The sequence below is a fragment of the Massilia rhizosphaerae genome, assembly GCF_016093545.1.
GTDB lineage: Bacteria > Pseudomonadota > Gammaproteobacteria > Burkholderiales > Burkholderiaceae_D > Telluria > Telluria rhizosphaerae.
In genome coordinates this window covers 63,237-77,054 of record NZ_JADKYX010000007.1, presented here as the reverse complement: position 1 = coordinate 77,054, position 13,818 = coordinate 63,237, and the positions used below count along the sequence as shown (strand labels likewise).

Sequence of the window (13,818 nt, the reverse complement as noted above, 5' to 3'; positions counted from 1 at the left end):
ACCCCGATGCAACCGCGTCACTTGAACAACACGATAGCCTTCTGCAAGGTGATCCAGACGCCAATCAACAACGGCACGCCGACCACGGCCCAGGCCAGCGCGGCGACGAGCGGATTGGCGCCCGCCACCGGCACCGCCACGGCCGCGCCGCCGGCAATGCCCGCGACGCCGGGCGCGCTTGTGGACGGCCGCCCAGCCGCGCCATCGCGCTCGTGCGCCAGGCGCCTTTCCTCGGCCAGCTCCTGCTCGCTCATGAAGTGGCGCGCGGCCACCGGGCCCACCAGCAGGTTGCACAGGAAGCCCAGCACCAGGAGGCCGGCCAGCACGTACATCACCGTATCATACGCCTGCGCCTTCGGTACGCCATGGGCGATCTGGTATTCGCGGATGTAGTTGATCAGGCTGGTGCCGACGACGCCGGCCGCGGCCCACGCAGTCAGCAGGCGGCCGTGGATCGCGCCCACCATCTGCGTGCCGAACAGGTCCGCGAGATAGGCCGGCACGGTCGAGAAACCGCCGCCGTACATCGACAGGATGATGCAGAAGAACACGACGAACAGGGCCAGGTGGCCGCCGTGCGCCAGCGCGGGAATCGCCGCGTACAGCACGAAGCCCAGCACGAGGAACACGAAGTACGTGGCCTTGCGCCCGATGTAATCCGAGCACGACGCCCACGCGAAACGGCCGCCGATGTTGAACAGCGAGAGCAGCCCCGTGAAACCGGCCGCGATCGTCGCGATCTGGGCCTTCTGCGCCGCGTCCAGCTCGTTGAACGAGGCCGCCACGCCGATCAGGCGGCCGCCGAACACTTCCTGCAGCAGCGGCGACGCCATCGCCAGGATGCCGATGCCGGCCGAGACGTTCAGGAACAGCACCAGCCACACGAGCCAGAACTGCGGGACCGACAACACGCGGTTCACGTGCACGTGGCGGTGGGTGATCATCGCGTTGGCGCCCTTGGCGGCCGGCGGGGTCCAGCCTTCCGGCGTCCAGCCCGGGGCGGGCACGCGATACGCCAGCGCGCCGCCCATCATGAACACGAAGTAGATGGCGGCCAGGGCGAGGAACGTCTCCCACACGCCCACCGACGTGGCGGTGGCGAAGTGCTTCATGAGGCGGTCGGCCAGCGGCGCGCCGATCATCGCGCCGCCGCCGAAGCCCATGATGGCCATGCCGGTCGCCATGCCGCGCCGGTCGGGGAACCATTTGATGAGGGTGGAGACGGGCGAGATGTAGCCGAGCCCGAGGCCGACGCCGCCGATGACGCCCGAGCCGAGCCACATCAGCCAGATCTGGTGCAGATAAATGCCCAGCGCGGAGATCACGAGGCCGCCGCACCAGCACACGGCCGACACGACGCCGGCCTTGCGCGGTCCCGCATGTTCGAGCCAGCCGCCGAACAGCGCGGTCGACAGGCCCAGGAACACGAAGAACAGCGTGAACATCCAGCCCAGCATCGAGATCTTCCAGTCGCAGGCCGTCGCCGTGATCTCGGCCAGGAAGCCCATGCCGGCCGGGCAGGCGACCGACTCCTTGATGCCGACCGCCTTCGACAGCGGCAGCCAGAACACCGAGAACCCGTAGGCCATGCCGATGCACAGGTGGATCGCGAGCGCGGCGGGCGGCACGAGCCAGCGATTGAAACCCGGCTGCGCCACGGTGTGTTCCTTGTCCAGCATATTCAGTAAAGCCATTTCCCCTCCGTGAATGTCGTTTTTCATAACATATACTTCTGGAAACATTTACTGCACCGCGAGCGTAACACGAGTGGTCGCATTGCCCAATATTTACCGCGGTTGGCGGGCCCCGCCCGCCCGGTTATCATCGCGGCATGATCGACATCCCTGCCCTGCTTGCCGCGCTGCCCGCGCGCATCGACGCGATCCCGACGACGGGCGCCGCCCGCACGCCGGACGCGCCGGCCCTCGTCGACGCCGGCCGCACGCTGACGTACCGCGACCTCGCCGCCCTCGTCGACCGCCGCGCCGACCTGCTGCGCGCGCGCGGCGTGCGGCAGGGCGACCGCGTGCTGCTGGCCAGCGAGAATTGCGCGGACCAGGTCGCGCTGATCTTCGCCGCCGCGCGGCTGGGCGCGTGGATCGTCAATGTCAATCCGCGCCTGACGGCGCCGGAGCTGGACGCGATCCGCGCGCATTGCGGCGCCCGCATCGCGCTGTACACGGCGGCCGTGTCGCCCGAAGCCGAGGCGCACGCGGCACGCGCGCGGGCGTCGTTCGACGACGGCCTGATGGTCGGCCCGCTGAACGAAGATTGCGTGCCGGAAGAGGACGGCGACGTCGCCGCGCTCGTCTACACGACGGGCACCACGGGCAAGCCGAAAGGCGTGATGCTGAGCCACCGCAGCCTGCTGTTCGTGGCCGCCGTGTCCAGCCGCCTGCGCGGCCTCGGGCCTGCCGACCGGGCCTGGGGCGTGCTGCCCATCTCGCACGTGTACGGCCTCACGTCCGTGATGCTGGGTACGCTCAGCGCGGGCGCCTGCCTGCACCTGGCGCCCCGCTTCACGCCTGCGGGCATGTTGCACGCGATCCGCGCCGACGGCTTGTCCATCGTGCAGGGCGTACCGGCGATGTATGCGCGGCTGCTGGAACACGTGGGCGACGGCGCCCGGCTGGACTCGCGCCTGCGCTTCGCCTACGCGGGCGGCTCGCCGCTCGACCCGGCATTGAAAATAGCCGTCGAGCGCCTGCTGGGCGTGCCGCTGCACAACGGCTACGGACTGTCCGAGGCGGCCCCCACCGTCAGCCAGACCCGCCTGGACGCGCCGCGGGCCGACACGTCCGTCGGTCAGACGATTCCCGGCGTCGAGGCGCGCGTCGTCGACAAGACCGGCCGCGACGTGGCGGATGGCACGGCGGGCGAATTGTGGGTGCGCGGGCCGAACCTGATGCGCGGCTACTATCGCGACCCGCAGGCAACCAGCGCGGCGCTGCGTCCCGGCGGCTGGCTGAACACGGGCGACATGGCGCGGCGCGATGCGGACGGCGCTTTATTCATCGTCGGCCGCACGAAGGAATTGATCATCCGGTCGGGCTTCAACGTGTTCCCGCTGGAAGTGGAGACGGTGCTGAACGCGCATCCGGGTGTGACGCAGTCGGCCGTCGTGGGCCGCGCGGTGGCCGGCGGCAACGAGGAAGTGATCGCCTTCGTCCAGCCCGATCCGCGCCGCGCGCCGCCGGAAGACGAACTGCGCGCGTGGGCCACGGCACGGCTGGCGCCCTATAAGCGGCCGGCGCGGATCGTGATGATGGATGCGCTGCCGGCCGCGCCGAACGGGAAGGTGCTCAAGCACGTGCTGCAGGGCATGGCCGCGCAGCTGTAGTTACCGCCGCCGCTTCTTCCAGTTGTAATCCGGCCCCGTCACGTCCACGCCCGGATGCCCGACCACGTCCGGATGCTCGGAACACATCGTCACGAAACGCACGCCCTCGCCTTCGCGCTGGCGCCGCCGCAGGTCTTCCATGAAGCGCATCGCCTCCACCATCGCGGTGGTATCGAACGCCTGCGCGTGCGGGACCCGGCCTTCCGCCTCCTCGATCGTCCAGTACACCATGTACATGTTTCATCCCTCCTGACCACATCATAACGAATACCGCTGGTCAGTAGAGTACGTAGGACTTGTCCTAAATCCGGTCCATATGTTCGCTATCCAACACAAGAAGCCGGGCTCGCCGTCTAGGCTTACGTCTTGGATCAACAGCCGGACAATGCACATGAATTTCAACAGCCATATCCAGCCAGTAAGCTCTCCGCTCCAACTGTGGGGCGGCCTCGAATGCACCGTCAACCGCGTACGCGATCAGTACTTCTCCCAAATGGAACGCAACGGCCATGCCGAACGGCTTCAGGACCTGGAGCGGTTCGCGTCGCTCGGCATCCGCGCCATCCGCTACCCCGTCCTGTGGGAGCGGACGGCGCCCGACGGCATCGAATCGGCCGACTGGTCATGGTCGGACGAGCGCCTGCCCGTCCTGCAGCAGCTGGGCGTGACGCCCATCGTCGGCCTCATCCATCACGGCAGCGGCCCGCGTCACACGAGCCTCGTCGCCCCCGACTTCGCCGACAAACTGGCCGAGTACGCGGGCGCCGTCGCGCGCCGCTATCCGTGGGTCGAGTACTGGACGCCCGTCAACGAACCGTGCACGACGGCCCGCTTCTCCGGCCTCAACGGCGTCTGGTATCCGCACGACACGCGCGAGGAAGGCTTCATCCGCGCCCTCGTCAACCAGTGCCGCGCCGTCGTGCTGGCCATGCGCGCGATCCGCGCCGTGAATCCGAACGCGAAGCTCGTGCAGACGGACGACTTGTCGCGCACCTACGGCACCCCGGAGATGGCGGAAATCGCGAATTTCTTCAACGAACGCCGCTGGCTGGCGTGGGACATGTTGTGCGGGAAAATCGACCCCGGCCATGCGCTGTGGGACTACCTGCTGGAAAACGGGGCGGACGCCGATGAACTCCTGTGGTTCAAGGACAATCCCTGCCCGCCGGACATCATCGGCGTCAACTACTACATCACGAGCGAGCGCTGGCTCGACCATCGCGCCGAGCGCTATCCGGCAACCCACCGCACGCAGTACCGCGGCATCCCGCACGCGGACATCGAATGCCCGCGCGTGCTGGCCACGCCGACGCCGGGCATCGGCCCGCTGCTGCAGGAGACGTGGGACCGCTACGGCCTGCCCGTCGCCGTCACCGAGGCGCACATCGACGCGAACCGCGAAGATCAATTGCGGTGGCTCGTGGAGATCTGGAACGCGGCGAAAAAAGTGCGGCAGGGCGGCGCCGACATCCGCGCCGTGACCGTGTGGGCCCTGCTCGGCTCGTTCGACTGGAACTGCCTCGTCACCGAATGCCGCGGCTATTACGAATCCGGCCCGTTCGACGTGCGCGGTCCGCAGCCCCGTCCGACGGCGGTCGCCACGCTGATGCGCGAACTGGCGAGCGGCCGGCCGCTGTCGCATCCGGTGCTGCAGGGCCAGGGCTGGTGGCGCCGGCCGGGCCGCTTCCTCGCGAAGCCCGTCGCGACGAGCACGGCCGTCGCCGACATCGCCGAACGGGGCGCCCTGCGCTCGACCTTCCCGCAGCCTGTCCTGATCACGGGCGCGACGGGCACGCTGGGCCGCGCCTTCGCCCGCATCTGCGAGCGGCGCAACCTCGCCTGCCACGTGCTCACGCGCCAGGAGATGGACATCGCCGATCCGGCCTCGGTCGAGGCGGCGATCGTGCGCTTCAAGCCGTGGGCCATCATCAACGCGGGCGGCTATGTGCGCGTGGACGATGCCGAGGGCGACGTCGACCGCTGCATGCGCGAGAACGCCCACGGCCCGACCGTGCTGGCGCTGGCCGCCATCCGCCACGCGCTGCGCTTCATGACGTTCTCCAGCGACCTCGTGTTCGACGGCACGCAGGACCGCCCGTACGTGGAATCGGACCCGACGGCGCCGCTGGGCGTGTACGGCCGCAGCAAGGCCGACGCGGAGCGGCGCGTGCTCGACGCCGACCCGCAGGCCCTCGTCATCCGCACCAGCGCCTTCTTCGGTCCGTGGGACGAGCACAACTTCGTCACGCAGGCCCTCGACGCGCTCGACGCGGGCCGGCCGTTCGCGGCGGCCTCCGACCAGGTCGTGTCGCCGACCTATGTGCCGGATCTCGTCAACGCCTGCCTCGACCTGTTGATCGACCGCGAATCCGGCCTGTGGCACCTGACCAACGGCGCCGCGCTGAGCTGGGCCGGGCTGGCGCGCCGGGCCTGCGCGGCGGCCGGCGTCGACGACGGCCGGCTGGAAGAACGGACGAGCACCGAACTCGGCCTGCGCGCCCCGCGCCCGAGCAACAGCGCCATGAGCAGCGAACGGGGCCTGCTGCTGCCTTCCTTCGAGGATGCGCTGGCCCGCTACCTGCGCGAGCGCGAGCTGGCGGCGCAACGGGCGGACAACGTGGAATCGGCGCACTACGCCAGCTGAATGGCCGCGGCCACGGCCGCGCGCACCCCGCGCGCGGCTTCATTACCATTTCATTAAATCTGTTGCCATGTATTTACCAGAGGAATTTCTTTAGTTACACTACGTTACTTAGCGTTACTTTACGCAACCGTGGTGTGACCGACATGTCCGACTTCCCCCGCCAGTACGCAGGCGACCGTCCGCTTTTCCTCCTCGCCGCGGCCGGGCGATAGTCATGAAACTCACCCGCGAAGAAACCGGCTGGAGCGAGCGGCTGATCGCATCCGCCGCCCCGTCCGTCACGCTGCGCTCGGCCGTGCCGCCGCACCTGGCGGGTTTCAAGTCGGTGCGCGAGTTCGCCAAGATCCGGCTGCGCGCCCTCCTGCATCCGCGCCAGACGCCCCGCTGGCTGCACCTGCTGAATTCGCATCCGGCGTTCTCGGAATACGTGCGCAACTGCCCGCGCTTCCTGTACAAGGTCTACCGTCCCTACATCAGCCACACGCTGGATGCAGACGCGCGCCTGGACGCGATCCGCGCGCATTACGATTTCATGTTCCGGCGCGGCTTGGGCCAGGTACTGGCGCGCGCCAGCCTCGGTCCCGTCGTGCTGGCCGAGGCGGCCGGCAAAAGCGGCCTGCCCTACCAGATCCAGCTGCGCACCGTGAACATGTTCGACCGCGAGGGCGAGCTGGTACTGCAGCTGACCCAGGCCGACCGCGCGTTGTACACGGTGGCGTTCACGGTGGCGCCGCGCGACGGTAGTCTCGCCGTCAGCGTCGGCTGCATCCAGGGCGGCAAGACGGTCGATGCGCGCGACGCGATCCGCACGGCCACGCGCGAACTGCACGGCATCCGGCCCAAGCAACTGATGGCGACCCTCGTGCGCCAGCTGGGCCACGAATACGGCTGCGCGCGGATGCTGATGGTGTCGAACCGCAACCGCGTGATCTACAAGGCGATCCGTCACGGCCGCGTGCTGGCCGATTACGACCAGTTGTGGGAAGAGCTGGGCGCGCGCAAGCGCCCGGACGGGGATTGGGAACTCGATTGCTGCTTGGTGCCGGCGCCGGATCTGGACGGCATCCCGTCGAAGAAGCGGTCGGAGGCGCGCAAGCGGCACGAAGTCGTGAGCCGGCTTGCAGATGATGTATGTGAGAGCCTGAGAGCCCGGTAGCGCTCAACGTCCGCCGGCGCCGACGCGAATCATTGAATGTCGCGTATCACCGCGTGGGCACAGGAGTGCCCACCCTACGGTAATCGCGCACCGGCACCAGGATCGGCACCAGCTCGCTCCACACCCGCTCCACGCTCATCTTGTTCATGCAATCGTGGTGCCCGAGCGGGCACTCGCGCTTGCGGCACGGCGAGCATTCCAGGCGCAGCGACACCGTCCGCGCCACTTCCGACAGCGGCGGCGCGTAATCCGGATCCGTCGACCCGTACAACGCGACCACCGGGCGGTTCAGCGCCGACGCGATGTGCAGCAGGCCGGAATCGTTGGAGACGACGGCGCTCGCCTGCGCCAGCAGGGCGATGGCGTCGTCGAGCGACGTCTGGCCGGCCAGGTTCAACATCGCGGAACCGGCCGCGCCGGCATGCCGCTGCACCTGGTCGCAGGTTTCGCGGTCGTTCGGGGAGCCGAGCAGCAGCACCTGCACGCCCGCCACGGCATCGACCACCCGGGCCGCCAGCGCGCCGTAGTGCGCGGGCGGCCAGCGCTTGGCGATGCCGAATTCCGCGCCCGGCGCGAAGGCGACGAGGGGACGCGTCAGGTCCACGCCGAGGCGCTTGCCGACCTGTTCCGTTTCTTCGCTGCCGACGATGAGATAAGGGCGCGACAACTTTCCCGGCAGCGGCACCTCGGGCTCGCGCGCGAGGGCCGCGTAGAACGGCACCATCGAACGGGGCGGCTGCTCGTCGTGGTGCATGACGTTGACCATCCCGTAGCGCATCTCGCCCTTGTAGCCCACGCGGCGCGGAATGCGCGCCAGCCACGGGATCAGCGCGTATTTCAGCGTGTTCGGCAGCACGTACGCGTCGCTGTAGCCGCGCTCCTTGAGGATGCGCGCATAGCGCCAGCGCTCGCCCAGCTGCAGGGCGCGGTGGCGGAACGGCGTCACCAGGATGTCGTCCGCCTCCTGGATGCGGCGCCACACGGGCACCACCTGCGGCGGCGCCAGCACGTCGATGGCGCGCTCAGGGTGGGCCTGCTTGAGGAGGCGCAGAAGGGGCTGGGCCATCACGGCGTCGCCGATCCAGTTCGGCGAAATGACGAGGGTGCGCGCCTTATCGCTCATGTCGCGTCCCGCTCAAGTTGCTTCCGCCAGCGCGGAGAACTGCAGGCGGTACAGGTTGGCGTACATGCCGCCCCTGGCCAGCAATTCGTCGTGCGTGCCCTGCTCGACGATGCGGCCGTGTTCCATCACGACGATCAGGTCGGCGCCTTCGATGGTCGACAGGCGGTGCGCGATCACGAACGTGGTACGGCCGGCCATCAGGGTGTCGAGGGCGGCCTGCACGGCGCGTTCCGATTCGTTGTCGAGCGCCGACGTGGCCTCGTCCAGGATCAGGATCGGCGCGTCCTTGTAGATGGCGCGCGCGATGGCCACGCGCTGGCGCTGGCCGCCCGACAGGCGCATGCCGTTCTCGCCGATCATCGTGTCGACGCCGTCCGGCAGGCGCGCCACCACGTCGTCCAGGTGCGCGGCGTGGACGGCGGCCGCGAGGCGCGCCTCGTCGACGTGCTCGACGCCATAGGCGATGTTGGCGCGCAAGGTGTCGTCGAACAGCACGACGTTCTGGCTCACGAGCGCCAGCTGGGCGCGCAGCGACGCCATCTTGATGTCCTGGTACGGGACGCCGTCCAGCAGGATGCGGCCCGATTCGGGCTCGTAGAAACGGGTGACGAGATTCACGAACGTCGACTTGCCGCCGCCCGACATGCCGACCAGCGCGACGGTCTGGCCCGGCTTCACGTCCAGCGAGACGTCGTCCAGCGCGAGCGCGTTCGCGTTCGGGTAGCGGAACTTCACGTGCTCGAACCGCATATGGCCTTGCGCACGAGAGAGCATGCGCGTGCCGGGGTCCTGCTCGGGCGGCGTGTCGGTCAATTCGAACACGGTTTCGGCGGCCGCGATCCCGCGCTGCATCGGGCCGTTCACCTCGGCCAGGGCCTTCAGGGGCGTGAGCAGCATCAGCATCAGCGTGACGAACTGGTAGAACTGGCCGGCCGTCAGGTCGGCCTGCAGGGCCAGCACGACGACCACCGACAGCGACACCGAGGTGGCCACCTGGGTCACGGGAGTCGTGGCGGCGAACGCCACCGTCATGCGTTGCGAGAAGCCGCGCAGCGCCTCGCTGCGCGCGAAGAAGCGGCGGCTCTCGTAGCGCTCGCCGGAAAACACGCGGATCACCTGGTGGCCGCGCGCCGCCTCCTCGACGACCTGGGTCATCTCGGCGGTCACGCGCTGGTTCTCGCGGTTCAGGTGGCGCAGGCGGCGGCTGGTGCTGCGCACGATCACGGCCGTCAGCGGCACGACGACGAGCGCCACCAGGGTCAGCTTCCAGTTCAGCCACAGCAGCGATCCCACGAGCCCGATCACGACGAGGGCGTCGCGCACGAAGGCGACGAACACGGACTGGATCATGTCCACGACCTGGCGCACGTCGCCGACGACGGTGTTGATGATCTTGCCGGTCGACTCTTCGTGGAAGCGCGCCACCGGCAGGCGCAGCACCCGGTCGAACACCTGGGCGCGCAAATCGTTCGTCACCCGGGAAAGCACCCAGTTGTTGTAATACGCGGTGGCGAACGTGCCGATGCCGCGCAGCACGAACAGCGACACGAGCGCGGCCGGGATCCACCACATGGGGAACGCGACCTTCTGCTTGAAGCCGTAGTCCGTCAGCAATTGCAAACCCTTGGCCAGCAGCGGCTGGGTGGACGCCGTCAACCCCATCGCGAGCAGCGACAGGAACGCGCGTCCGCGATACGGTTTCAGGATCGCCCACAGGCGCTTGATGATGACACTGTTATCCAATTTTTTCTTTCGCATTCAGGCAGAAGCCCATGAGCAGGAACACCATGAGCGCATAGAACAGACTGCCCTTCATAGACCAGAAAATCACTTCCGTCAGGCCGAAGCCGATATAGCCGAGCACCACCAGCGCCCCGCCCAGCGCGACCGCGAACTGCGGCGCGCGCGCATCGTCCCCGCCATCCCGCCCCAGCCGGCGCAGGAAAAACCGCAAGGGCGCGAGCATCGTGGCGGCCCAGACGGCGAAACCGATCACGCCGCCCGTCGCCAGCGCCTGCAACCCGTCATTATGCAGGTGCGGCAGCTCGAGCACCATCGGATCGAGCCGGCCGGCCTGCGCAAACTCGGCCAGGCGCGCGCGGCAGGCATCGAAATCCATGCCCAACAGCGGGTGCTCGCGGATCAGCATGGCGGCGCCCTTCCACAATTCCAGCCGGGTGCCGACATTGGTCCACACCGTGCCGCCCTCGTACCAGGCGCGGGCGTCGTGCACGCCTTCGGCGAAGCGTTCCTGCACGCCCAGCGCCGGCGTGAACCAGGCCGCGGCCAGCACGGCCACGCCGGCCGCCAGCAGCGCACGTCCGCGGCGGCTGTCGATCCGGCGCAGATGCCGCCCCAGCACGAGCGCCGCCAGCACCAGCGCCGCCCACCCGCCGCGGGTGCCGGACAGCACGGACGCGGCAAGGCCCGCCAGCGCGCCGGCGCCGGCCAGCAGCGCGTCGCGCGGGCGGTCGCGCATGTCGATCGCGCCGGCCAGCGCCAGCAGGGCCAGCAGCATGGCGAGGTCGCCGAACGTGATCGAATTGACGAATCCGCCCGGCCGTTCGATGTGCAGCGCGAAGCGTTGCCAGGCGATGAACGGCAGCGCCGCCACCGCGCCGGCACTCGCGCCCCACCACAGCGCCCGGCGCGGCGCACGGCTTGCCGCCACGGCGGCCAGCACGGTGACGGACAATAGCGTACGCACGGGCTTTTCGACCACATTCATCTTGTCGCCGCGCAGCAGCGCACAGGCGAGCATGAACAGGAAATGCAGCAGGAAGGCTAGCACGACCCAGCGCACCTCCGGCCAGTGGCGCACGAGCGCATCACGGCACGGCTTGAAGAATATCAAAGCGCTGACGAGGAAGAGAAAACTCGCAAGATTCACGCCGAACGAGGTGACGAGGCTCAGAAAGGGTAACAGGAAGGCCAGGGCGCCGATCCAGACCCGCATCGGCTCCCTCGTGTTCGTCGGATTGCTGTTCATCGATGTTCTTGTGGGATACTCTTGCCCCTGAATACGGCAGTGTACATGGACCTTATGACGCGCGCACAGACAATCTCGGTCGTGATCACCACCTATAACCGGCCAGACGCGCTGGAGGCGGTGGTGCGGGCATGTTTTATGCAGAACGACAAGAATTTCGAAATCATTATCGCTGATGACGGCTCGACTGCCAACACGCGTGCCTGCGTGGAGCGACTGGCCGCAACGTCACCGGTGCTTCTGCGCCACGTTTGGCAACCCGACCAGGGTTTTCGCGCCGCGATGGCCCGCAACCGCGGCACCCTGGCCGCCACCGGTCAATACATCGTTTTCCTGGACGGCGACTGCATCCCGCAGCGCGATTTCATCGCCCGCCACCGCGCGCTGGCGCGGCCCGGTTGTCTCGTATCGGGCAGCCGCATCCTGATGTCGGAGGGGCTGACGCGCCGCGTGCTTGAAGAACAGATCGATCTCGCCGCCACGTCGCCGCTGACGCGCCTGGGCTGGCGCTTGCGCGGCGACCTGAACAAGACCCTGCAGCCGCTGGGGCTGCGCTGGCCCGACGTGGGCCGCACGTCGCGCAAGTTTTCCTGGCGCCGCATCAAAAGCTGCAACCTGGCCGTGTGGCGTAGCGATCTGGAGCGGGTAAACGGGTTCGACGAAAGCTTCACGGGCTGGGGCCACGAGGATTCCGACCTCGTCGTGCGCCTGTTCCATGCGGGCGTGCAGCGCAAGGACGGCGCCTTCGCGACGGAGGTATTCCACCTGTGGCACCGCGAGGCGCAGCGCGACCAGGAGACGAGCAACCGCAAGGTCGTCCTGGAACGCGCCGCGAACAAGGTTACGCAGGCAACGATCGGGTTGCGCGAACACGCGCGGCCGGCAGCGTAGCGCCGGCCTGCGCGGACGACACGCGGAACACGCCCACGACCTCGGCCAGCTTCGCGGCCTGTTCCTGCATCGCTTCCGACGCCGCCGCCGCTTCCTCGACGAGCGAGGCGTTCTGCTGGGTCACCTCGTCCATGTGGACGATGGCCCGGTTGACGTGTTCGATGCCCTCGCCCTGCTCGCGCGTGGCGTGGCTGATCGCGCCGATCATCGCGCTGACCTTGTTCACGCTGGCGACGATGTCCGTCATCGTCGCGCCCGCTTCCGCCACCAGCTTGGCGCCGTCGTCCACGCGCGCGACGGAATCGCCGATCAGGGCCTTGATTTCCTTCGCCGCGGCGGCGGACCGCTGTGCCAGGTTGCGCACCTCGCTCGCCACGACGGCAAAGCCGCGGCCCTGCTCGCCCGCCCTGGCCGCTTCGACGGCCGCGTTCAGCGCAAGGATATTGGTCTGGAACGCGATGCCGTCGATGACGCCGATGATGTCGACGATCCGGTTCGACGACGCGTTGATGGCGGCCATCGTATCGACGACGCGCGCGACCACGGCGCCGCCGCGGCCCGCCACGTCGGCGGCCGACTCGGCCAGGCGGCTCGCTTCGCGCGCGCTCTCGGCGCTGTTCTTCACGGTCGACGTCAGCTGCTCCATCGACGCGGCCGTCTCTTCCAGCGAACTGGCCTGTTGTTCCGTGCGGCTCGACAGGTCCAGGTTACCGCTGGCGATCTCGCGCGACGCCGTCGCGATCAGGTCCGTTCCCGTGCGCACGTTGCCGACGATGCCCGCCAGCGCGTCGCGCATGCGCTTCATGGCGGCCATCAGGCTCGCGTCGTCCCCGGCGCGCACGGTGACGCTCATGCCAAGGTCGCCCGCCGCGATGCGCTGCGCCACCGCGACGGCGTCGACCGGGTCACCGCCGATCGAGCGCTCGACGCTGCGCACCACGAGCCACACGAACCCCGTGAGCAGCACACCGATCACGGCCAGCCAGATGGCGGCCCTGGCCAGCTGGGCGCGGAAGGCCTGGTTCAGGTCGTCGATGTACAGGCCGTTCATGAAATACCAGCCCCACGGTCGAAAGGCCTGGATATACGTCAGCTTGGGCTGAGGCTGCTCCGAGCCCGGCTTGGGCCACAGGTAGTGGATGAAACCCCGGTCGCCGCCCTGCGCCGCGGCCATGCCGTCGAAGTAGGGATTGTGGCCTTCCGGGTCGACGACCGTGCCGATCGAGGTACCGATCAGTTTCGGTATGATCGGGTGCATCAGCACGGTCTTGTTGTCATAGATGGTGAAGTAGCCGCTGGCGCCGTAGCGCAGCGCCCGGACACGTTCGATGGCCTGCTTTTTCGCCTCGTCGAGCGTCAGGGTGCCGTTGGCGGCGAGGGCCGCGTAGTCCTTGGCGATGGACACCGCGATCTCGCCCTCATTCGACAGCTGGATCTTGCGCTCCTCGAGGCGCAGCGTGCGGCTCTGCAGGGCATTCACCGCAAACACGGCAAGAAGACAGGTCAGACTGAGCAATAACGGAAGGAATAATTTTTGGCGGAATGTAATTTTCATGTTGATCTGCGCCGTTATCCGGGCGCACCTAGCTCGGAAAGTGTCCGTAGATCAATATTTACCAACGAATATCGGTAAACTCAAACATTTCGTTGCAACTGCAGTGAGTGTTAGCGCTCT

The 13,818-nt window shown here is 68.1% G+C and carries 10 protein-coding genes; 4 read left to right on the top strand and 6 right to left on the bottom strand.

Translation table 11 applies throughout. The features are described from left to right. Window positions 1–17: 17 nt before the first annotated feature. Window positions 18–1,694: an OFA family MFS transporter gene (locus tag ISF28_RS12580; RefSeq protein ID WP_198117527.1), complete on the bottom strand. Its 1,677-nt coding sequence runs from the start codon at window positions 1,692–1,694 to the stop codon at window positions 18–20. A 137-nt stretch (window positions 1,695–1,831) separates the two neighbouring features. Between ISF28_RS12580 and ISF28_RS12575 the strand changes: the two genes are divergently transcribed. Beyond that, window positions 1,832–3,340, top strand: coding sequence for a class I adenylate-forming enzyme family protein (locus ISF28_RS12575; protein ID WP_198117526.1), 1,509 nt, complete (start codon window positions 1,832–1,834; stop codon window positions 3,338–3,340). On the opposite strand, the gene ISF28_RS12570 is transcribed toward ISF28_RS12575, so the two are convergent. Then, window positions 3,341–3,577, bottom strand: a complete 237-nt coding sequence (locus ISF28_RS12570; RefSeq protein WP_198117525.1) for a hypothetical protein — start codon at window positions 3,575–3,577, stop codon at window positions 3,341–3,343. A 154-nt stretch (window positions 3,578–3,731) separates the two neighbouring features. Between ISF28_RS12570 and ISF28_RS12565 the strand changes: the two genes are divergently transcribed. Both ISF28_RS12565 and ISF28_RS12560 read left to right on the top strand, forming a co-directional pair. Continuing rightward, entirely contained in the window at window positions 3,732–5,984 is a 2,253-nt protein-coding gene (locus tag ISF28_RS12565; protein ID WP_198117524.1) for a family 1 glycosylhydrolase, read from the top strand. Window positions 5,985–6,198: 214 nt separating this feature from the next. After that, window positions 6,199–7,140, top strand: a complete 942-nt coding sequence (locus ISF28_RS12560) for a DUF535 family protein (RefSeq protein ID WP_198117523.1) — start codon at window positions 6,199–6,201, stop codon at window positions 7,138–7,140. Between the two features lie 46 nt (window positions 7,141–7,186). Here the strand turns inward: ISF28_RS12560 and waaF are convergent, their stop codons facing one another. The 3 genes from waaF to ISF28_RS12545 are packed head-to-tail and all read right to left on the bottom strand — an operon-like array spanning window position 7,187 to window position 11,252. Next, window positions 7,187–8,263 carry a lipopolysaccharide heptosyltransferase II gene (waaF, locus tag ISF28_RS12555; protein ID WP_198117522.1) on the bottom strand — a complete coding sequence of 359 codons (1,077 nt, stop codon included), beginning with the start codon at window positions 8,261–8,263 and terminating at the stop codon, window positions 7,187–7,189. A gap of 12 nt (window positions 8,264–8,275) precedes the next feature. Further along, window positions 8,276–10,006, bottom strand: coding sequence for a lipid A export permease/ATP-binding protein MsbA (msbA, locus tag ISF28_RS12550; protein WP_370663426.1), 1,731 nt, complete (start codon window positions 10,004–10,006; stop codon window positions 8,276–8,278). Next, on the bottom strand, window positions 9,999–11,252 hold the full coding sequence (locus tag ISF28_RS12545; protein WP_198117520.1) for an O-antigen ligase family protein: 1,254 nt from the start codon (window positions 11,250–11,252) through the stop codon (window positions 9,999–10,001). Before ISF28_RS12545 ends, msbA begins: the two co-directional genes overlap by 8 nt. A 45-nt stretch (window positions 11,253–11,297) precedes the next feature. On the opposite strand from ISF28_RS12545, the gene ISF28_RS12540 reads away from it, so the two are divergent. Beyond that, window positions 11,298–12,143, top strand: a complete 846-nt coding sequence (locus ISF28_RS12540; RefSeq protein ID WP_307727438.1) for a glycosyltransferase family 2 protein — start codon at window positions 11,298–11,300, stop codon at window positions 12,141–12,143. Here the strand turns inward: ISF28_RS12540 and ISF28_RS12535 are convergent. Further along, window positions 12,094–13,623 (bottom strand): methyl-accepting chemotaxis protein, encoded by a 1,530-nt coding sequence (locus ISF28_RS12535; protein ID WP_370663425.1) that lies wholly within the window; start codon window positions 13,621–13,623, stop codon window positions 12,094–12,096. The two genes, ISF28_RS12540 and ISF28_RS12535, sit on opposite strands and share 50 nt — an antisense overlap. Between the last annotated feature and the right edge of the window lie 195 nt (window positions 13,624–13,818).